This window comes from Pseudomyxococcus flavus, assembly GCF_050038885.1.
Lineage (GTDB): Bacteria > Myxococcota > Myxococcia > Myxococcales > Myxococcaceae > Myxococcus > Myxococcus flavus.
This window is the reverse complement of sequence record NZ_CP143624.1, coordinates 9,288,158-9,309,351: the sequence shown is the minus strand read 5'-3', so window position 1 is coordinate 9,309,351 and position 21,194 is coordinate 9,288,158. Positions and strand designations below refer to the sequence as shown.

Here is a 21,194-nt window from a genome sequence, read left to right as displayed (position 1 = left end):
GAACAGAATGAGCTCGAAGCCGGTGCGCTACGTCGCAGCAGGCGGTCCGAACCAGGTGGTCAGCGCGTCAGCAAGCCCCACATGGGTTCGGTTTCCCACCCAGGCCACATAGCCGTCGGGCCGAACCAACACAGCGGTAGGCGCAGTGACCGCTCCGATTGCAGGGAGCTCCCATGGACCCTCATAGCGGGCGTCGACCCACTGAACGCGATCTGCCCACGGGGTGATGTCGAAGCCGCTGGGCTCACCGAGGTTGAGGAGCACCGGTCGGGCACTGTGCAGCAGCGTGAAGACCCGCAGCGGGCCGTTGTCGGTGACCAGGTCGAGATCGGGCATCCGGCGACCGAGCAGCGGGTGCCCCTCGCCGAGGTCGTAATGAATGCCCAGACCGGACATCTCCGCGGCGAGACGTTTTCGAGGTCCGTCCATGCCGAGGAGCTCGGAGACGGTGTCGCCCAGGGCCTTGGTGCGTTCGTCCTGACGCCGAAGGGCCATCTGCGCCATCGTGGTGCGCAGGACGCGGGCCGCGACCGGGTGGCGCTCGGCGTGATAGGTGTCGAGGAGGCTCTCGGGTGCTGTCCCCTTGACCACCTGGGCCAGCTTCCATCCCAGGTTCACCGCATCCTGCACGCCGATATTGAGGCCCTGCCCACCCACCGGGGGATGCACATGCGCAGCGTCCCCGGCCAGCAGGACCCGTCGGTCACGGTAGGCGGCGGCCTGCCGGGTCATGTCGGTGAACCTGGAGAGCCAGGTGGGCGTGTGGACTCCGTAGTCCGTTCCGTAGACGGCGATGAGTGCCTCCCTGAGGTCGCGCAGTGTGGGTTCGCTGGCGGGGCCGATGTGTCGTTCGGTCAGGACGACCCGCACGGGCCCACCGTTCTCCACCCGGCTGATGCCATGGATGCCGAGCGCATCCTTGTGAAATCCCCACTTCGGCTCCTCGGCCATTCCGACTTCGGCGATCAGCCAGCTCGTCGTTGGCTCCCACCCTGGAAACTCGATGCCGGCAGCTTTTCGAACCAGGCTGCGGCCGCCGTCGCATCCGACCAGGTACTTCGCCCGGAGCGACTGCCCGTCCGAGAGAGCGATGTCGACGCCAGTGTCGTCCTGCACGAACCCGGTCACCTCCCGCGCGCGATAGAGCCTCACGTTCAGCTCTTCGACCCACTCGGACAGGATGCGCTCGATGTGGTTCTGCCAGAGTGCGAGGCCGTAGTTGTGCCGGGTTGGAAAGTCGCTGATGTCCAGCGGGACCATGTGGAAGCCAGCGACCTGCGCCACCTGGCCCTTCGAGAGGAACCGATCGGCGATGCCGCGCTGATCGAGAACCTCGATGGTACGTGAGTGCAAGCCCCCCGCGCGAGAGCCGATGAGCTCAGGGCTCGCACGCCGCTCGACGATGGCGACGTCGACGCCCGCCAACGCCAGCTCGCCCGCCAGCATCATTCCGGTCGGACCACCACCGGCAATCACCACCGCATGCGGTTGCTTGCTCATCGCCACGCTCCTGTAGGCATCACATTGCTCGGCCGCCGCGCCGAGTCCGCCCGTTGCATCTCGGACCCCAGCCAGGGGTCGACGTCCCCGCGTGACCCATTCATCGACAATGGCGCACGCATTCCGAACCTCCCGTACGGCGAGCTCTGGCGTTCTGGCCGGCGATTGTGAGGCACGACTTGGGGAGGGCTACAAGCTTCGGTGCCCGGTCCATTCGAAATGGAGGGACTCGGACTCGCCAGCTCGGTTTCCGACCGCTGAAGCCGGCCAGATTCTCGCGTCGTGGCGGCACCTCGCGTACGACGGTACCAGCGGCCGCATGGGCTCACGGACGCAGGCTCGGGAACAAGCCGTCCTTCACCCGCGTCAGCAGCGCCGGCTCGAATGTCGTTGTGCGCGCCGCCAGTCCCCTGGACTCCGTCGCCGCGCCGCACGAACGCTGAGTGGAACTCGCCAGTCGTCACTTGCACGTGCAGGAACTGCGCGGAGTCTCCAGGCGCATGCGATGCCGCGGATGTGGAATTGCCCACGGTCCACCTGCATCCATGACGCGCGCCCTTCGCCAGGCAACCAGGGCTTCGGGCTGCGCGAAGCGGATTGTTCAATGCGCCTTCAAGGCCTATCGCCGCATTGGCCTGTAGTCGCGGGCGGCGGAGGCGCGTACTTCTCTTCATGGATGCAGGGCGAAGCATCTCGAAGCCAGGAGGGCGAAGCTGTTCCCCGGCGTGCGGCGAACGGACGGCCTTGCCGCCGGGTGGCGGACGTCGAGCGAGGAGGAGGACGGGCGAGCGCCCGGTTCGCGGTGCCCGCCCTCTTCGAGGGACTGAGGCAGCAGACGGCTGGGGCCATCTGCACGGTCATCATCTCCTCCCCAGCCACCATGAGGGCCATCGCCTTCGCCATCGAGCAACCCGCCGATGTGGACATCAACAAAATCCTGCTGGGGCCCACGAAGCAGGAGCTTTGAAAGGAACCGACATGCAGATGCGCAAGCTTGGGAAGAGCAATCTCGAGGTCTCCGCCATCGGACTCGGCTGCATGGGCATGAGCTTCGGCTACGGCCCGCCCGCGGACCGGCAGGAGATGATTCAGCTCATCCGTACGGCAGTGGAGCGAGGTGTCACCTTCTTCGACACGGCCGAAGTGTATGGCCCCTGGACGAACGAGGAGCTGGTGGGCGAGGCCCTGGCACCGTTCCGGGGGAAGGTGGTCATCGCCACGAAGTTCGGCTTCACGCCCACGACGCCGGGCGAAGCACGATGGAGCGGCTTCGACAGCCGGCCCGAGCACATCAAGGCGGTCGCCGAGGCCTCGCTCAAGCGGCTCAAGGTCGACGCCATCGACCTCTTCTATCAGCACCGTGTGGACCCGAACGTGCCCATCGAGGATGTCGCGGGGGCGGTGCAGGACCTGATTCGTGAAGGGAAGGTCAAGCACTTCGGCCTCTCCGAAGCAGGTGTGCAGACCGTGCGTCGCGCGCACGCGGTCCAGCCGGTGACGGCGTTGCAGAGTGAGTACTCGCTGTGGTGGCGGAAGCCAGAGGAGGAGATGCTGCCGACGCTCGAGGAGCTCGGCATCGGCTTCGTTCCATTCAGCCCGCTGGGCAAGGGCTTCCTGACGGGGAAGATCGACGCGACGACCACCTTCGCCAGTAACGACTTCCGAAACATCGTCCCGCGCTTCACGCCGGAGACTCGGAAGGCGAACCAGTCACTGGTCGAGCTGTTGAACCAGGTCGCCCTGAAGAAGGAGGCAACGCCCGCGCAGGTGGCCCTGGCGTGGCTGCTCGCTCAGAAGCCCTGGATGGTACCGATTCCGGGCACCACGAAGCTGAGCCGACTCGAGGAGAACCTGGACGCGGCCAACATCGAACTGACCGCGCAAGACCTCCGGGAAATCGACGACGCGGCGTCGAAAGTCACCGTTCAGGGTGCCCGCTACCCCGAAGCGCTGGAGAAGGTCACGGGCCGCTGAGGTGGCCTGGTTTCTCATCGACACGGCGTGTGCCTGAACCACGTGGCCACGCTGGACACCCATCCCACAGAAATCGAGGTTGAACATGAAGCTGCCCATTGCTGTCGCTGTATCGCTTCCTGCGCTCGTGCTGGCGATTTCCCACTTGAGCCGGGGAGGTACCCCCGTCGTGTCGAGCGCGCTCGCGGCGGAACCTGGCGGGAGCTCGCGGCGCTTGGACATCCAGCGGAACGGCTCGCAGCCGTCCAGCAAGGGACCCGCCGCGAACTTCACGGGCTCCGTGCGGGTCGATCCGCTGTTCCAACCCAACGCTCCGGCGCGCGCTTCTGGGGCCTACGTCACGTTCGAACCCGGCGCCCGCACGGCATGGCACACCCATCCGCTGGGCCAGACGCTCATCGTGACCGCCGGCCTCGGAAGGGTCCAACTCTGGGGAAGCGCGATGGAGGAGATTCGCCCAGGTGATGTGGTGCGGATTCCGCCAGGGCAGAAGCACTGGCATGGCGCGTCGCCAGAGACGGCGATGACCCACATCGCCATCCAGGAGGTGCTCGATGGCAAGAATGTCGAGTGGATGGAGAAGGTCACGGACGCCCAGTACGGGAGCAGGCCGTAAGGAAGCACAGGAGGCGGATTCCGTCGCGGGAAGGCCCCAACTGGCGTTCAATACGGGCCGGCTCACGGTCGAGCCCGTCAACATTCCGAGGAGACCGCAGATGAGCGGAGCGAAGCGCCCCTACGTGATTTGCCACATGGTGCCGTCCCTGGATGGGCGCATCGTCACGAAGGGCTGGAAGCTCTCGTCGCGCGCCATGGCCGAGTACGAGCGGACGGCGGAGACGTTCGACGCCGATGCCTGGATGATTGGCCGGGTTTCGATGGAGCCCTACGCGGGGAAGGCGAAGGTCCCGGCACGCAAGGCTGGGGAGCCGATTCCAAGGACGGACTTCATCGCCAGGCGCGGCGCGGAGTCCTACGCCATCGCGCTGGACCCCTCGGGCAAGCTCACCTGGAAGTCGAGCTCCATCGATGAAGAGCACGTCATCACCGTGCTCACGGAGCAGGTCTCCGACGACTACCTAGCCTTCCTTCAGTCCAAGGGCGTGTCGTACCTGTTCGGCGGCAAGACGGACCTGAACCTGAAGAAGGTGCTGGAGAAGCTCCGGAAGGAGTTCGGCATCAAGCGCTTGCTCCTGGAGGGCGGCGGGAAGATCAACGGCTCCTTCCTGGCCGCGGACCTGATTGACGAGCTGAGCATCCTGGTGGCGCCCATCGCTGATGGGGCCATCGGTACGCCGTCGCTCTTCGACGCCAAAGAGGGGAAGGGGCCCATGCGCCACCTCAAGCTGGTCTCCTCCGAGCCTCGGAAGGACGGCCTGGTCTGGCTGAGGTACAAGGTTCGCAGAGCAGGAACGACAAAGTAGACGCGTGACGCGAAGCGCGGGGCTGGTGCTCGCGGCACAGATTTCCGCGCTAGCGGCGCGATGTGTCGCGGGTGCCGCCACCGGCACCAAGGGGCGTGGCGCGGAGCTCGGAGGGGGGCTCACGGCCCTGCTTCCGGTACTCATGCACGAGTGCTTCGAGGACGTCCGGTGTTTGGATGGGACGCCCCGCCTCACGCGCGATGAGCGCGGCCGTCAGCACCACGTTGCGAATCTGCCCTCCGGCCAGGTCTGCCGTCGCTGCCAGCCGACTCAGTTCCTTGGCGGGAAGCTCGTGCGCCATGCCCAGGTGCGTGGTCCAGAGCGCGCGCCGCTCGGCGGGCCCGGGCAGGGTGAAGTCGATGATGGCATCGAGGCGGCGCGTGAAGGCTGAGTCGAACCGGCTCTTGCTGTTGCTGGTCAGGATGGCCACGCCATCGAAGGCCTCGATTCGCTGGAGCAGGTAGTTCGTCTGTGCGTTGGCGAAGCGGTCATTCGAGTCCTTCACGTCGGTGCGCTTCGCGAAGAGCGAGTCCGCCTCATCGAAGAGCAAAACCAGGTCGGCATGCTCGGCCCGAGCGAAGAGCTGCGAGAGGTTCTTCTCCGTCTCGCCGATGTACTTGCTCGTCACGGATGCCAGGTCCACCCGGTAGAGCGGCAGTCCGAGTTTCGTGGCCAGCCAACCCGCCGCGAGCGTCTTGCCCGTGCCTGACGCGCCCATGAAGAGCGCCCGGACACCCGCGCGATAGCGCACCGTCGCGGATGGGCCCAGGCCCTGGACCAGATCGTCCCGAGCGCGGCACCGCGCGAGGAGCAGCTCCAGCTCCCGCTTCACCTGGGGCACGAGGACGATGGCGTCGTCGTGGATGGTGTCCATCAGCGGCTCCGCGAGCGTGCTCAGGCCCTCGGATTCCGCCACCCACGCCGCTGCGAGCACGTCATCGAGCTCGGGCGCCTGCCGCCCGTCCAGCTCCGCCTTCTGCCGCGCCAGCCGGCCAAGCTGCGCAATCCGTCCAGCGCCCTGACGGTGCCGTCGGGCCAGCTCCTCCGCGAGCTCCGGTGCGCCCAGGGAGGCCTCCCACAGGAGCCGCCGCTCCTCTCTGGGGGGCCTCGGAATCGACCAGCGCAACACCGCTCGGTCCGTAGCGTCGAGCGTGCCCTCTGGACCAGTGATGGCGAGCACAGGGCCGCCGTAGTACGGCAAGCTGGGAAGCAGCTTCCGCTCGCCGGGCGCGAGGTCGTGGACATGGATGGGGAGCAACCCTCGCTGAATCAGGAAGGGTCCCAAGCCCGCCTGCTGCTCTGCTCCGAGGAAGAGGGGCGTGCGCCCGAGCGACCTTGCGACCGCGGCCGCCACGGTGCGCGTTTCAGAGAGAGACGTTCCGCGCAGCACGAGTGTCGACCGGGGCTTGTCCGCGAGAAAGCGCGCATACCGGCGCACGCCGTCCATGATGGAGGGCGGCAGTAGTACGTCCATGGCGTGGGCCGAGCCGAGCGTCGCCCCGGGCCAGGTGACGTCATGGCCGGACAGCGCCAGGAAGTGTGGCAGCGGCATGGCCAGCGTCTGTTCGCACAGGGGCAGCTCTTCCCGGAGGCGCGTCAGCAGCCCGCTGCCCAGCGCGGCTCCAGCGGTCAGGAGCTGCAGGGCCTCCTGGTCCACGGGCGCGGCCGGTGTCAGCGCGCTGGCTACCAGGCCGAGCGTTGGCCGTGAGGCCCCCACGGGCGCCTGAAGGTACGCGACCACTCGGCCCACCATCGGGTCCTGCTCGACGGCGGCGACCAGCACCACGGCCAGGAGCTCCACCAGGGAGAGCCCGAGCGCTTCGCCGAGGAGGACGAGCCCTGCATCCTCGGCGCCTGGATGAGCGAGGCTCTCCCGTGCGCGAGCGACCCAGTCCTGCCCCGTTGCATCCAGGTGCTGTCGCAGGAAGCGCAGCTCGATGGCTTCTCCATCCGCCGCGTCACCCTGTGTGAGGGCCAACGCCGCGAGGACCGAGGTGCGAAGGGGCAGGGAGGACGTCGTCATGCTCCGGTCTCGTCGTATTGATAGTGGTACTGGATGACGCGGGCGAGCCAGGGAACCCAGCCCGGATTGATGTCGAGTCCCGCGCGACGGATGCGGAGATCCACCTGCGAGGCCGCGAAGACGATGTCCAGGTGCGTGCGGGTGGCGACGAGGCGGCCGGGACGGAGGACGAGCGCTCTCAGCCCCATGTGGGCCCGCCGTCGTGTGAGGCGGCCCACCGCGAGCAGGGCCGCGCGCACCATGAGGGTGGCGTCATCCCAGGGAAGTCGATGCGCGAGGAACTCCGTGAGGCACTGCGCGAAGGGTGGGGGCAGCGTCCCGCCATGGGACGTCACGGCGAGCGGTATCCGGTGCCGTGCATCGAAGGCAACACAGCGCCCTGTGGGCTCGCGAACGAGACGGAACGGTGCTTGCGCGCCAACGACTGCCTGAAAGCGGTCGGGGAAGGTGAAGGGGCTGCGCTCCGGCAAAGGCTCCGCAGTGCCCTCCTGGAGCGCGCTGAGCAATGGGTCTGTCGAGGGGACGCCCAGGCGCTCTGCGACGTGACGAAGGAAGCGCTGCGGGATGCCGAGGTCGGCAAGGGCCGGGTGGCCCTCGAGGAACTCCACCAGTCCCAGCGCGTTCAGCATGGGCACGAGGAAGAGCAGCCCGCCCGCGACTGTGGGCAGTGCCTCATCCGTCAGGTGGAACGGGGGCGTGTCCTCTCGTGTTTCAACTGCCCCGTCGGCGTCCATGAGTCCGGAGCGTGTCGTCGGCAGCGGTCTGGAAGCCGCCAGCGCATCCTCCGAGGACGCGGGCCTGGCCTCCAGGGGCTTCATCACCATGTCCGCGGGGAGCGCACCGGAATGAGCCTCCCGCGAGAGCGGCGACGGCGGCGCGGTGCCTGGAGCCACACGCGTACCTGCGGAGGTTGAGGGCACATCCGGCATCAGAGGGAGCTGCCGCAGCGGCTCCCGGGGGCTGGTCAGGGGGGCCATTGGGGAAGCCTGGAGTGCCCCCAGCACCCGCCACGCCCGTGACGGAAGGTCGGGCGCGGCCACCCGGGAGGGCAGGGGCGCGCAGAGGGCCACCGCGGCCAGCCACAACGCACGGGCGTCACTGGCTCCCCAGGTCTGTACCCAGCGCGAGAGCGTGCTCCGGAGCGGCTCGGAGACCTGCTCCGTCGAGCCCGTGTCGTCCAGAGGGCGTCGTGGCTCCGGACGGGACGGCAGATGCCCCCACCACGCCCGGGCGAGCGCGGGTCCATCCTGCCATCGCAGCGCGCCCAGCAGGGGCGCCACCGCGCCGAGCGCCTGCAGCTCGGCGACCAGCGTGACCGCGGCGGCATGGCCAGTCCGGGTCCGCAAGGCGCTGGCGAGCGCGAGGCGGAGCCCGTCATCCCGTGACGTCCCGGGCTGCAGTCCCGGAACGGCCAGCCGCCAGAACCAGGCGTCCAGGGGCAGCCCGCGGGCAAGCCGGGTGGCCAGCACCACGAAGGGTTCCAGTTCATCCCGGAAGTAGACCGCTGGCGCGGTGGTGGCGGACGGAGACGTCGCATGCACTGCGAGCAGCGACAGCTCGCGCACGCGTTCCTCCACGACGAGCGAGAGCGCGGCGGGACTGCGGTCCGCGTGAATCGTCCCGAGCGCCAGCTGGCGGATGATCAGCACCCGACCCCCGGGAGCATCCGGGAGCGATGCGGTGCGCAGCGCGTCCTCCAGGAGGACCGCCCCTCTCTGGACGAGCGCACGGCTCGGCGCCGCGAGCTTCACGCTGCGCACCCGTCGTTCCGACGTCACCGGAGCAGTGTCCGGCGCGGCGTCGGGAGCAGGGCGCCGCGCTGCTCGGGCTCGGAGAACTTCGCCACCGTCTTCTCCGCGAGGTTCACACGCTCCGCGCTCGTGGAGAAGACACGCGCGCGGGCCGTGCCGGTGCCCAGGTCCTCCACCACGGCCTGAACCGTGTGAACGCCGGAGGCGAGCAGCACGTGGGTGCCGACGCGGATGCGTGAAGGATCCACGTGGAGGTCCAGCACCGTACCCACCCTCGCGGGGGCTGGCTTCGGCAGGTGCCCGGCGACGATTTCTCCCACCGGGGCATGGCTCGCGAGCAGCAGCGCCGAGCGCACCAGGTCGTTCATCAGCGCCACGGCCTCGCCGCGCGATGGGTTCATCTGGGCGAACAGCCAGTCCACCAGCTCCTGAAGCTGGCGCCGGCCCGTGACCTCCAGCATGTTCCACTGGGGGAGCAGGGCCAGGTCCCTCAGGTCCCACGGCGCGTCGTACTCACTGAGCATCGACGCCCATTCCATCCGGACGCGTGGAGGCACCTCGCCGAAGAGGAAGTAGAGGTACGTGGCCACCTTGGCGATGCTCTCCAGCTCGCGGGCCGCGGCCTGCGCGACGTCCGGCCGCCCATGCGCGGTGTCCATCAGGTCGCCGAACGAAGTGATGGGCACCGCCAGCTTCACCAGCTCTGCCCAGCCACGGTGGACGAGGCTGGCCAGCTCCAGGTTGGCGGTGACGACCCGGGCCTGGGAGACACGCTGGCTCTGGGCGGTGAAGACCCGGCTGATGCCTTCACCCGAGCGGCTGGGCGCGCGGGTTATCTGGGGCAGGACGGGAGGCACGCGCGTGGTGGCGCGCTGCCGGGCCCCTTCCAGGGTCCGGTGGACGAGGTCCAGCCGGTCCAGGCGCTGGAACAGCACGGGCCCCTGCGCGAACCAGTCCAGCGGTGCGTCGCGCAGGAGCTGGATGAGGGCCCAGAGCTCCGGAGGCGCGGCGCGTGTCTCCGCGAGCGCCGCGGGCAGCTCCGACTCGTAGATGCCGGTATCCAGCGCGCGGACGGGCGTGGCCCGGTCCAGGACCTGCTCCCGGGGCCGGTGGTAGACGAGGAAGCGCACATGCTCGCGCAGCACCTGGGTTCGCCGCACGTTGATGCGCTCCAGCCGGGCCTGCTCCTCGGCCAGGAGCGCGCGCGCCACCATGACGTCCTGGCGGGACTCGGAGACTTCCGTGCCAATCACCGTCAGGCGCTCGCCTCCCCGCGTCTCATGCGCCTGGAGCACGCTCACCAACCGCCCGCCTTCGTCCAGGGCCTCCTTGTACCGCATGACACGGTCCTCGAGGTTCCGCAGCACGGCCAGGACGTCTTCGAGCTGGGCCACGGACATGGAGAAGTAGGTGGCCTCTTCCGCTCGCGCGGGCACCCGGGGCGCCACGTAGTCGGTGAACACCTGGCCCCAATCCTCCGCGGTCAGGACGCGCAGCTCGCTCAACGGAACGCCAATGCGCTGCTCCTGGGTGGGCGTGGGCGTTGGCTCGCCGGTTACCGGTGGCACGCGAGACCTCCGCCACGGGGGGACCTTGACGTTGGGGACCTGCACGCCTTCGAGGTTGAACTCCATGCCGGAGAGCAGCGTGAAGAGCTTGCCAAGCACCTCTCGCTTGATGGCCATCGCCGAGTGAAGCGTGCCGATGACGGGCGAGACCTTCAGCAGCCGGTCCCGGAGGTTGGTGGGCTCCAGGAAGCGGACCGTGGACCAGCTCACCTTGCGCTTCGCGTTCAGGACCCCGATGAACTTCTCCACGTCGGTCAACGTGGCGACACGCGTCTCGGCCTGGGCGACGTCGGTCAACACGGGAGACGCCGTCATCACCGCGGAGGCGGTGCTGCCCAGCATGAGCTGGCGGACGCGATGGATTTCCGACTGGACCTGAAGGAAGGCCGCGTCCACGGCTTCGTCGACCCGCTGGATGCGGTCGGACAGGTCGCGCATCAACCCGCGCAGGCCGAGTTTTCGCTGGGTGGTCTGCAGGAGCGAGCGCACCGGTCGATGCCAGAGCAGGTTCTCACGTGCCCTGGCAATCACATCCAGGTGCTCGCCCCGGCGGATGGCCGCGGGCGCGGAGCGTGCCACCTCGGTGCCGAGCGTCTTCCAGGGCGTCCAGGTGGTGCCGTCGAACCGGGCGTACAGGATGCGCCCGTTGCTCCCGCGAGACAGGACGTCCAGCACGCCCTTGCCCGGCGCGGACAGCGCGGCGGTGAGCGAATGGCCGCTGCCCAGGTCCTTCCAGTCGCTCCACACCGAGCCGTCGAAGCGCCGGTGCAGCAGGGAGCTGCCGGCGAGCGCGACCAGGTCCACGGTGCCGTCATCCGGTGAGGCGCAGGCCTTGAACCAGCGGATGTCCCGCCCCATCGCGTGGTTCGTCCAGACCTCTTCGCCAGGTTTGGCGTCCACGGAGATGGTGACCTGCTGGAGGTTGTGCTGGGGGTCCAGGAGAAAGGTCATGAGCTGGCGCTGTGACACCACCGCCGAAACGGGCTCGCCCTTGAACGTGAGCGGCGTCTCGAACGGCCTCGCCTCGGTGGCGCGCGTGGCGGTGACGGTCATCCACCAGAGCGAGAGGACCTGTCCGCGAGGGGCCTGGAAGAAGACGTCCGTGCGGCCCTCGTTCGGAGACACCGCGGCTGGATCTCCCATGACGTTGCTCGCCAGCATCCGCGGGCTGCTCCAGGGCTGATTGCTGACACGGGTGTCCAGGTAGGTGTTGAGCAGGTTGCCCTTGTCGTCCCGGAAGTAGACGTCCAGCCGCCCGCGCGGCCACATCGCCACGACGGGCATCGAGCGTGACCTGATTCGTCCCTGAAGCACGGGCGTCACCTTGCTCCAGGCCCGGCCGTCGAAGGTCCGGTAGCCGAGCGTCCAGAACGGTCCCCGGAACAACACGTGCGCGCGGTCCTCGGTGGAGATGACCACGGGCGCGGAGGTGAGCTGCCCGGCGAACTCCATCCGGGGCGTCGGGTCTGTCTGGGGCCGAGGCAGCAGGTCGGAGCGCGCATCGACGGCCAGTCCCCAGGAAGGCTCGAAGTGGTTCTGGAGATAGGCCTCGGCGGAGGGCACCGTCTCCCCCGACGTCCCGTAATCCTCCTCGGTGGGATTCGTCGGGTCGGCGGCGGGAATGTAGCGGTCCTCGTCCGGGTCGGCCTCCGGGTCGACCAGCGGATAGTGGTCGCCGGTGGCGCCGTACAGCGTGTCCTTGAGGGTGCTCATCCGCGCTCGAACGACGAGGCGCCGCTTCAGCCATCCGCCCAGGCGCTGAAGTCCTTCCTCGATGGCGGCGAGGAAGGCGGGGTCCAGCGGAGCGTCATGTAGCAGCCCCGGCTCGTAGACGGCGCCGGGCACGGGGACGAGGATGCGAACGCGCTCCTCGCGGGTGATATCCAGGGGCTCCAGGGCCGCGCTGGCCATCGCCACCGTGTCGAGCTGCTCCAGTGGAATGGGCACCGCCTCCAGCTCGAACTGGTCGGGGAAGAAGCGCCGCGTCCAGGCACGGTAGTCCACGGCGTCCGGGGGCAACACGCCCACGGGCGGCAGGCGGCGGAAGTAGAGGATGGCCTTGTCCTGGGCGAGCCGCTCGGGAGGAACTTCCGCCAGGTGGTCATTGAACTGGAGGATGCGCGCCTGCCACAGCACGGGTGAGCCGCGGGACTTCACCAGCGGCGTGCGCGCGCGTGGCAGTCCACCCGCGCGCGCCACCGCATGCCGGTCGACGAACGACACCTCGGGACCGTCCGGACCCTCCTTGAAGCCCAGCAGCCCCAGCGGAACGCCCGCGTGCTCCCAGGGGGCGAGCGTTCCGCGCGGGCGCCGGCGCTCCCGCTCGAAGAGGCTGTACACCAGCCTGCTGCGCCAGCGCAGGGAGTAGTCCTGCGGCATGTCCCAGCCTTCGGGCCACCCCCAGAGCACCAGCGCCGCGCCCTCGGTGCGCACCGCGTCCTCGAAGGCGTAGGACTCCGGGGCCACCTCGCAGGCGTCGGTCTGCGAGGCCGGTGGCGTCAGCACGGACGTGGTGGGGACCAGCACCAGCACCGCGGCCTTGGGAAAGGGCAGCGGGTCCACCGGGGGCTCCTCGTTGACGAGCGCCTCCAGGGAGAACGTGGACGGGTCCCGGTGTCCAGGGAAGAGGGGAATCGCTCCCAGTGAGGCGCGGAGCTGGCGGCGGACGATGACGTCCTCGCCTGTCACGGCGATGCCGCTGCCGGGTCGGACATGGATGAAGGTCTGCGAGTCCACCCGCTCCAGATGAATCTCCAGGCCTGCGACGATGCCCGGCGTGAGGTGCTGGCCCAGGAGCGCGAGCCTCCCCGCGCGATGCTCCTGCTCCATCGCGAGCGCGTCCGCCGACACGGCGCGTCCCGTGAAGAAGTGGGCCCTCCTGCGCCAGTCGGCGTCCACGCCGAAGGGCGCCATGCGCGGCTCCACGCGGAGCACATGCTCGTTGGCCAGCGGATCCGCAATCGGCTTGGTAATCATCTCTCAGCTCCGCAGCGTCAGGAACGCCTCGTCGAGCGACACGCCTTCATCCAGCAGCTTCTTCAGCTCCGTCACGAACGTGGCGTAGGGAGCGGCGGCGAGCGTCATCACGTAGGCCCCGATGTCGGGCATCCGGTAGGACGCGGCCAGGGTGGCCAGCGGCACGTCCAGGAGGCTGGGTTCCGCCTCGAGCCTCGCCAGGCCCTGCTGCACGGTGGCCGGGAAGCGATTGAGCGCGGCCATGTACTCCTTGTGCTGGAGGCGCGCCAACCGCAGCGTGGCGGAGGCCAGGCCTGCGAACTGCCACCGCGTGGTCCCGTGGGCGAGCGTGTTGAGCCGTGGGACGAGCTGGCCAATGGCCATGGCGGTGCCGCGCTGGGGCAGGGCGGAGAACTCGTCATAGAGCTCCGCCTGCCGGAGCTTCTTCACGAGCTCCTCGAAGTGCTGCTCGCCGTCGTGGTCCTCCGGCTCGGGCAACGGCTGTCCCGCCGCGGAGTGGTGGTGCGGCAGGTTGCGCCGGCAGGCGTACCAGAGCGTCCGCGAGCCGGAGAGCAGCTCGCTCCACGCCGCGTCCACCAGATCCGTCACGGGCGGCTCGGGCGCGGGTTGGGCCTGCCAGCGGCGCGTGAGGTCCAGCAGGGCATGCGCGGGCAGCCGCCGCGCCACCTGGCCCACCGCCGCCGCCCGGAGCTTGAGCGGCGCAGCGCGCAGCACCTCGCGGAGCCCCTCCAGCCGCTGCGCCATGCCATGTCGCGCCACGGGCACCATCACCAGGACGGACACCGACTCCAGCGCCTCGCCGGTCTGCGTGAGGTCGATAGGGGGCAGTTGCAGGGACTCGTCGAGGATGGCGCCGAGCTCGTCCTCGGCGACCACCGTCAGCTCGACGTCCACTTCGGGCGGGAAGTAGAACTCCGTGAGGCTGCCCGCCTCGATGACCGCCGTGGGCAGGGGCCCCGCGGCCGGCAGCGAGAAGAAGTGCTCGCTCGCGAGAAACCGCTCGCTCTGTCCGGCCGCGCGGCGCGCCTGGAGCACCTCCTTCAGGTGCTGCTGATATTGAAGCGCGTGTGCCTCACGCAGCTCCCGTGAAGCCACGCCGAAGCCCACCACGCTGCGCTGTTCGGCGCCCACCTCACGCCGCACCAGGAAGGTGTCCAGCCAGCGGAGGGTGCCCCGGTCCAGTGCCAGCATCGCCAGTGGCAGCGCGTCCACGGGGAGGTTGCGCATCCCCGCTCCGGCGAAGACCTCATGGGCCGCGCGGCTGCGGCGTGTCTCGAAGGTGCCGCCGCCCACCGGGTCCGGGTAGGGGATGAGCGTCAGCGCCACCGCCTCGATGATGTCGCCGTCCTGGGTGGTCCGCGCGGCGCCCAGCGAGGTGGGGTACGAGGCAATCGGGTTCGCCGTGTACTCCACGGGGCGCAGCACCAGCACGTACAGCCCCGAGCGGCTCCGCGCCAGCTCACGCGGAACGGGGGCGAGCCCGAAGGCCGCGTCCAGCCGCTGAATCTCCGGGATGTCGTCCAGGCGGATGTCCGTCAAGTCACGCGGAACGACCACCAGCTCGCCGCCGGGGGTGAGCCCATGGCCCAGGCGGACGGTGAGCGTCGTACGGTCCTGGCTGGGCGTGACGGTCAGCCCGTTCATCACCCCGGTGCCGTTGGCCCGCGAGAGGTCGGCCTGCCGCGTGAGGAAGTAGTTCTGCTCCCGCGTGAGGTCCTTCGCGGTGAGGAAGCGCCCGTCGAAGAAGAAGGAGCGCACGCGCCGGTCGTCGTGCACCATTGCCCGGGCGGTCTCCAGCGCTTGTGCCGTCTCCCAGGTGAGCTTCTCCCGGGCGGGTCCACTGGTTGGGTTGAACACGGTTATCCCCCTTCGAGAGAGTCGGGCCTAGAAGATGCCCATCCATCGGGCGAGCGCGGCGGTCGAGAGGCTGAAGGGCCTCAGGTGGTTGTCGACGTAGACATTCCCCTGCCGCGTGGGCCGCACCTCGGTGCCACGCACGTCCTCCACCTCCGTTGCCCCGATGACGACGCGGGCGAGGAAGACCCACGCGGGGTCCCGCATCTTCAGGTCGGGCTGGGTCGGGTCCGTCAGCAGCGAGGCCGGGATGAAGGTGTCGTTCCAGAGCCTCGCCAGCTCCTGCGCGCGGCTGCCGCGCCAGGCGCTGAAGATGGCCTGCCGGAGCTTGCTGCGCCGCTGCACCGGGTCGGGCTCTTCCACGGGGTCCGGGAAGGGGCTCTCGGGGACTTCCGGAGGGGGATGCGCCGTGGAGCGCGGCACCAGTCGCAGCTCGTAGCCGTCGCGGATGCGCGAGGCGACCACGGCGTCCATGGCGTCGAAGGGGCCCGTCGCGAAGGCGGGCGTCTTGCCTCGCTCGCACTGCTGGAAACGCAGGAACAGGTCCGCCACCACGCCGGTGGGCGGAAAGCCCGCGGCATCGGAGCTCAGCCGATACTCATCGGGTGTGAAGACGCCGAAGTCGGCGAGCGCCAGCGGCTCCTGCCAGTACCAGCGGTCCAGCTTGAGACACGCATCCGTGGGCACCTCGACCAGCCGACCGAAGGGGTCCAGTGCGAGCCCGGCGGACACCCGGAGCTCCTCATGCTCCGGCTCGGTGCCCTCGTAATGGCTCACCTCCAGCCCGGCCACCGTCCCGATGCCATGGAGGTACGCCAGGGCCCGGGAGAGCCTGCCGCGGTGATAGGTCTGCTCGGCGCTGAAGTCTCCCGCGTCCAGGAGCACGCCGGTGTCGTAGTGGAGCCGGTCTCGCGTCTCCGCGTCGAGCAAGGCGTCATTCGGGGGCGACATGGTCATCAACCTCCTTCCAATCTGGGGTCCAGGCTCGACGGACGCTCGATGACGTCCGCGAGCCCCAGCACGCTGTGGCCTACCCGCACCGAGGTGGGGGCGGGGGAGGGCCCGACGTAGGTGTCCACGCCCACCAGCGACGCAATCCCGACGAGCAGCGGACGGCTCGCGGTGATGACGGAGACCTGCACGTGCGCGGGGGCTTCCTGCTCCGCCACCTTCCGGATGAGGCCCAGGGTCTGCGTGTCCGTGCCCTGGTGCACCAGCACCGTGAGCCGGTGGGCCAGGCGCTCCAGGAACTGCTCCACCGCCGCCGACTCCGCGGGCGACTGGAGCGTCTCGTCCCCGAAGACGGCCAGGAACTCCTTGCGCGTCTCATCTCCGAGGAAGAGCGTGTCGCCCACGTAGGAGTTCCCGCTCCGGGACAGGCCCGGCAGCAACGGGTCCTCCTCGTCCGCGAGGTCCGCACCGAGGATGGTGGCCAGCGTGCGCCGGAGCCGGAAGTCCTCCACCACCACGACCGCGCCCCGGTTCACCGCGCCGTCCGTGACCAGGTCCAGCGCCAGACGCAGTCCCTCGATACAGCCGCGCCGCCGGGAGAGCGCGGGCGCGGCGCGAAGCATCGCGCGCCGCTGACGCTCGCCCACGATGGGGTCGAAGGAGAGGCCGACCCAGCTCGCGAGCCATTCCAGCGAGTCACCCGGCACGTGCTCCGGGTCGGTGAGGACGTGCGCATGGGCGATGCGGTCCTCGATGGGCGTCAGCACCCCCTCGACGATGCCGAGGAAACGCTCCAGGAAGTCCGCGGGCGTCGCCCGGCCGGGGGCGTCCGCGTCCTCGCCAAAGAGCTCCTCGCGATAGAGGGACGGCAGGTAGTTGTCCACGTAGGAGAAGCGCGATGCATACGCGCGCAGCGCACCCACCTCGGGGGTCCGCCGGCCATCGCCGAACAGCTCCACGCGCACCCAGAGGTACCGCCCAGAGAGCGCTCGCACCTTCGAGTGGGCACGCTGGATGAGGACGGTGAACAATCCACTCTCGCCGGGGGCGGGCGGCGCCGGCAGCATCTCCGGTTGGAAGGGCACCTCCGACGGCAGCGGCACCCAGCTCCCATGCGGGACATCCGGATGGACGGGGGCTTCGGGGATGACGCCCAGGCGATGCTCGTGCCAGTGCGGCGAGTCAGCGGGCGGTGCCAGGGGCTCGTCGGTGGCGGCGAGCCAGACGCGCACGCCGGTGCGAGGGGGCAGCAGCGCCTCGACGTACAGGCGGTGCCACACCGTGCGCCCGTCGCCCGAGTCGAAGGGCCGGTTCGGCGGGTTGGAGGCACGGCCTCGCTCGGCGCATCGGGGCAGGGACAGGGCTTGAAGCGGCACGGGCGCCATGTCGGCCAGTCCCGGGGTGACGGCGTGGTGCGGAGGCCGCGCGCCCTGGAGGAAGGGACCGCCGTCGTGGCCGGGCAGCGGGAAGTAGTCCCCCTGCGGAATCGCCTCGGACGCCCCGGCTGGGAGCGCGTAGGCCACTGCCTCCACCTTGCCGTCACCGAGCAGCGACAGCACCACGGCGCGGCCATCCGGGAGGAACGCGAGACTGAAGGGCCGCAGCACGCCTGGAAGCGCGACGGGCGCGGAGAAGCGGCTCGTGTAGAAGCGCAGCCGTGCATGCGCCGCGTCCTCAGGCACCCCCGCGAGGTTCGCGTCCATGATCCAGCTCAGCACCGCCAGCCGTCCCTCGGTGTCGCAGGCGAGCGCCACCGGCACTTCGCCGGGCCACGCGAGCGTCTCCAGCACCCGGGTCCGAGGCGGGTCCGGGTTCTCTTCCATGGGACGGAACAGACCGGCGCCCGAGGGAATCGACAGGACCTCCGGAAGCGGCTGCCCGTCCACGCGGCCGAGCACGGCGGGAGGCGCGTTGGGCGCGAAGGAGGGCGGGCCGCTCAGCACGTAGGCGCCACCCCGTGGGTTCGCGGCGATGCGGCGCGCGGCGATACCCTCCTCCGGGAACACCACCGCGGGCCACACCTTGCGCAGGTGGAGCGCCACCACGCGCTGGGCCACCGCGAGGTAGAGGACGCCTCCGGCTCCGGGCGCCAGGTCCGTCACCGCGCCGGACAAGCCGACCTGCGGGGGCTCGAAGCGCAGCGTGGTGCCAGCGCCCCCGCCTGCCGCGCGCACCTGCCCGGCCACGTCGTCCCACCAGGCCCACGTGCCGAAGGTGTCCACCGCGCCCGGTACGCGGGCGAGCCTTGGCTCGAGCACCGCGAGGTCGAGCGCCTCATCGAAGGTGCGGAGTTCCCCCAGGCTCCCCAGCCGGAGCGTCCTGCGCTTCGCGTCGTAGAGGCACACCTCGCCCTCGGAGACCGAGCTCTCCGTGAGCCAGTCCGACGCGTCCGCCAGCATGTAGAACCGGAGGCGGTTGGCGTCCATCAGCAGACCTCGGGGACCATGGGCACCGCCACGCCCGCCTGCGAGGAGTCGATGCCTCCGCTGCCCTCATCGCCGATGCCGTGAAGCACCGTCGGCACCTCTCCGTCGGCGTTCACGGCGACCTTGAGCAGCTCCGGGAGCTGCCAGTCCGCGAGGGACAGCTCCACCGGCGTCGTCGCCGTGCTGCCCTTGAGCTGGAGCCAGCTCGGGTTGACCGGACCCTCGGCCTGACGGACGGACGCCGCGGGGGGCTCCACCGTGAAGCGCGCCACGTCGGCGGTGGCTCCGGCGCGACGCGGGTCGCGCAGCACGCGCGTCACCGTTCCCCAGGCGAAGAGGCTCACGCCGGCGATGCTGGCCACGCCGGGGACCTGCGCCACCGCCACGTAGAGCTCCCGGTCCTGGACGTCGCGGCCGAGCGGCCAGCCCTCGCCGGTGGGGCCTCCCGCCGGCAGCGGGAAGATGAAGCGGCGCACGGCCTGCCGCACCGCCTGCACCACCGTCTCCCTGCCAAAGCCCTCGCGCACGGTGATGCCCACGCCGAGCCCCAGGGGAACGTACTCACAGCCAATCACGTAGAGCTCGGTGGTGAGCGGCCGGCGGGCATCCAGGTACGCGTGGACGGCTTCCAGCAGTGGACGGTCCGCTCTCGGGTAGGGCGCCTCCAGCCGCGTGGCCGTGGGCAGCACCATGACGGAGACCACACCGGGAACACCGTCTCGCCGTCGCCGTGGCTCGAAGCGGGGCAGCACCTCCACCCGTCCCAACTGCACGCCGGGGGTGGTCGCCGCGAGTCGTCGGTAGTCCTCCTCCGTCACGGCCCGGTCCACGTGGCGCAGCAGCGCGGGGATGCGGCGCTCGGCCTCCGCCAGCGTCTCCGCGTCCCGGCCGCCCAGCGTGGGCTCCGGCTGGTGCACCCGCAGCCCGGGGGCCGGACTTCCATCGAGCCGGTAGGCGCTGATGTCCTTCAGGCTGCCCGGCGGGAGATTTCCCGCGACGCCGCCGCCGCTGCGCATCCGGGCCACCAGCACCTGGGCACCCGCGGGAGGCACGCGTCCGCGCACCCCGTCCCCACAGCGAACGGTGCCCGCCTCGGTGTCGAGGGCGTAGACGGGCTCGTCGCGCCGGGCCAGCGCGAGGTCTTCGATGAGCCGCCACTCGCGGTAGCCCACCCCTGGCTCTTCGATGAAGAGCTGGAAGGTCGCGCGCTCCACGGAGCCGGAGGGCAGGCGAAACTCCTGCTCCGCGTTGCCGTCGCTCTGGCCAATCAGGCGCCCACCGGTCGTCTCGCGCTGGTCCACTTCGACCGCGTTGATGTCCACCCAGCCGACGGCGAAGCGCTCCGGCCTTCCGCTGGGACGCAGGCGCAGCCAGGTCACCAGCCGCGCCGCCACCCTCGGGTCGTCCAGTCGCGGGGGCCGGTCGCCCAGGCCGGCGCGCGTGTCCGCCCTCACGTCGTTGACCGGCGCGCCAAGGTCCGAGGGCAACAGCAGCCGTACGACGCCCCGGCGGGACAGCTCCTGCGTCGAGTCCGCCACGACGGTGAGCCGGTGGTACACCGGCGCCCCGTCCGTAGCGGGCGTGCCTGTCACCTCCCAGACGTGCGGGAGCCGGCCACGCGTCCCGAGCAGCTCGGACAGGGCGGGCACCTCCATGACGGGCGAGACGCCCACGCTGAGGACGCGCGGCCCCTGTCCGTTCCCCTTCGTCAGGTCTTCGCGCAGGGCCGTGACGTGTTCCGCCTTGGGGGCGAGCAGCGCGAGCCACAGGCTTCCGTCCACCGTCTCCGTCACCAGGTCCAGCCCGCGCGGGTCGGCGGCGCCGAGCGGGAAGACGGGTGTCGTCGCGTAGAAGCCGTGCTGGGCCTTGGGGTCCAGGCCATAGACCTGGGCGAGCCGGGGCAGCATCGAAGCGTGCTGCTGACGCTCCGCCTCCGTGAGCGGGCGCTTGCGGTACGCCTCCGCGGTGAGGTGCACCACGGTCAGCTCGTCCAGCGTCTCGAAGGGCACGGGCTTGCGCAGCGAGGCGAGGGCCCGCAGCGTCACGGAAGGCTGGAGCACGTCGGTGTCGAAGTGCACGCTCACCACGCCGGTGGCGGCCTCGGCGGGGCGCAGGCTCGCGCCCAGCAGCCGGAGGAAGGCCAGGCGCTGGCGCTCGGGAATGAGGTTGGCGCGGTAGAGGATGGAGTCCGCCAGCCAGGCGAAGAGCTCCAGCAGGGTGCGCCCCGGGTCGCCCACGCGGGCATGGGTCCACTCCGGGGTATGGCCCGGGATTCGGGATAGCAGCTCCTCGACGAGGTCCGGGAAGCTCCTGTCGTCGAGTCGGGGAGGAATGATGGGCATCTAGCCTCCGAGGTCCATGGCGAGCCCGAGCTGCTGCACGTCACCCGTGCGGCGCAGGCGGTAGACGATTTCCACGCGGACCTGGGTGGGCAGGTCCGCCAGCTCCACCACGTCCACGCGGATGAGCTCCAGGCGCGGCTCCCACTCGGTGAGCGCGCGCTGCACCAGCTCCTGGATGCGTCGGCGCGTGGACACGGTGTTGGGCTGTCCCATCATCCGCTCCAGCCCCGCGCCGAAGCCCTGTCGCATGAGCTGCTCGCCGGGGCGCGTGCGGAGGATGACCTCGATGGACTGACGCACGCTGGCCTCCAGCGAAGGAAACGCCAGCTCACCGCGCTCGTCCGGGACGAGCCGCAGCGGGAAGCCCACGGGAGGACGCCTGTCGGGAAGCTTCGGGCTCATGGC

At 70.1% G+C, this 21,194-nt stretch carries 13 protein-coding genes; 4 read left to right on the top strand and 9 right to left on the bottom strand.

All coding sequences use genetic code 11. The features are described 5' to 3' along the window. Nucleotides 1–27: 27 nt before the first annotated feature. A complete protein-coding gene (locus VZL07_RS38385) occupies nt 28–1,500 on the bottom strand; it encodes an FAD-dependent monooxygenase (RefSeq protein WP_426752940.1) in 1,473 nt (490 codons plus the stop codon). A 754-nt stretch (nt 1,501–2,254) separates the two neighbouring features. On the opposite strand from VZL07_RS38385, the gene VZL07_RS38380 reads away from it, so the two are divergent. The 4 genes from VZL07_RS38380 to VZL07_RS38365 all read left to right on the top strand — a co-directional run bounded on the left by VZL07_RS38380 (nt 2,255) and on the right by VZL07_RS38365 (nt 4,898). Next, on the top strand, nt 2,255–2,467 hold the full coding sequence (locus VZL07_RS38380) for a hypothetical protein (RefSeq protein WP_426752939.1): 213 nt from the start codon (nt 2,255–2,257) through the stop codon (nt 2,465–2,467). Between the two features lie 11 nt (nt 2,468–2,478). Then, nucleotides 2,479–3,474, top strand: coding sequence for an aldo/keto reductase (locus tag VZL07_RS38375; RefSeq protein WP_426752938.1), 996 nt, complete (start codon nt 2,479–2,481; stop codon nt 3,472–3,474). 85 nt (nt 3,475–3,559) lie between these two features. Next, nucleotides 3,560–4,090 carry a (R)-mandelonitrile lyase gene (locus tag VZL07_RS38370; RefSeq protein ID WP_426752937.1) on the top strand — a complete coding sequence of 177 codons (531 nt, stop codon included), beginning with the start codon at nt 3,560–3,562 and terminating at the stop codon, nt 4,088–4,090. Between the two features lie 100 nt (nt 4,091–4,190). Beyond that, a complete protein-coding gene (locus VZL07_RS38365) occupies nt 4,191–4,898 on the top strand; it encodes a RibD family protein (RefSeq protein ID WP_426752936.1) in 708 nt (235 codons plus the stop codon). A 49-nt stretch (nt 4,899–4,947) separates the two neighbouring features. Here VZL07_RS38365 and VZL07_RS38360 read toward each other — a convergent pair whose 3' ends face one another. The 8 genes from VZL07_RS38360 to VZL07_RS38325 are packed head-to-tail and all read right to left on the bottom strand — an operon-like array spanning nt 4,948 to nt 21,191. Next, complete coding sequence (locus tag VZL07_RS38360; protein ID WP_426752935.1) at nt 4,948–6,921, bottom strand: ATP-binding protein; 1,974 nt, start codon at nt 6,919–6,921, stop codon at nt 4,948–4,950. Beyond that, nucleotides 6,918–8,699 carry a hypothetical protein gene (locus VZL07_RS38355; RefSeq protein ID WP_426752934.1) on the bottom strand — a complete coding sequence of 594 codons (1,782 nt, stop codon included), beginning with the start codon at nt 8,697–8,699 and terminating at the stop codon, nt 6,918–6,920. The genes VZL07_RS38360 and VZL07_RS38355 overlap by 4 nt, the downstream gene beginning before the upstream one ends. Then, nucleotides 8,696–13,216: a hypothetical protein gene (locus VZL07_RS38350; RefSeq protein WP_426752933.1), complete on the bottom strand. Its 4,521-nt coding sequence runs from the start codon at nt 13,214–13,216 to the stop codon at nt 8,696–8,698. Before VZL07_RS38350 ends, VZL07_RS38355 begins: the two co-directional genes overlap by 4 nt. 3 nt (nt 13,217–13,219) lie before the next feature. After that, a complete protein-coding gene (locus VZL07_RS38345) occupies nt 13,220–15,073 on the bottom strand; it encodes a hypothetical protein (protein WP_426752932.1) in 1,854 nt (617 codons plus the stop codon). A 27-nt stretch (nt 15,074–15,100) separates the two neighbouring features. After that, nucleotides 15,101–16,021, bottom strand: a complete 921-nt coding sequence (locus tag VZL07_RS38340; protein ID WP_426752931.1) for a hypothetical protein — start codon at nt 16,019–16,021, stop codon at nt 15,101–15,103. A gap of 5 nt (nt 16,022–16,026) precedes the next feature. Then, nucleotides 16,027–18,447 (bottom strand): phage tail protein, encoded by a 2,421-nt coding sequence (locus VZL07_RS38335; RefSeq protein WP_426752930.1) that lies wholly within the window; start codon nt 18,445–18,447, stop codon nt 16,027–16,029. Next, nucleotides 18,447–20,789, bottom strand: coding sequence for a putative baseplate assembly protein (locus VZL07_RS38330; protein WP_426752929.1), 2,343 nt, complete (start codon nt 20,787–20,789; stop codon nt 18,447–18,449). Before VZL07_RS38330 ends, VZL07_RS38335 begins: the two co-directional genes overlap by 1 nt. After that, nucleotides 20,790–21,191: a GPW/gp25 family protein gene (locus VZL07_RS38325; protein ID WP_426752928.1), complete on the bottom strand. Its 402-nt coding sequence runs from the start codon at nt 21,189–21,191 to the stop codon at nt 20,790–20,792. Nucleotides 21,192–21,194 lie beyond the last annotated feature (3 nt).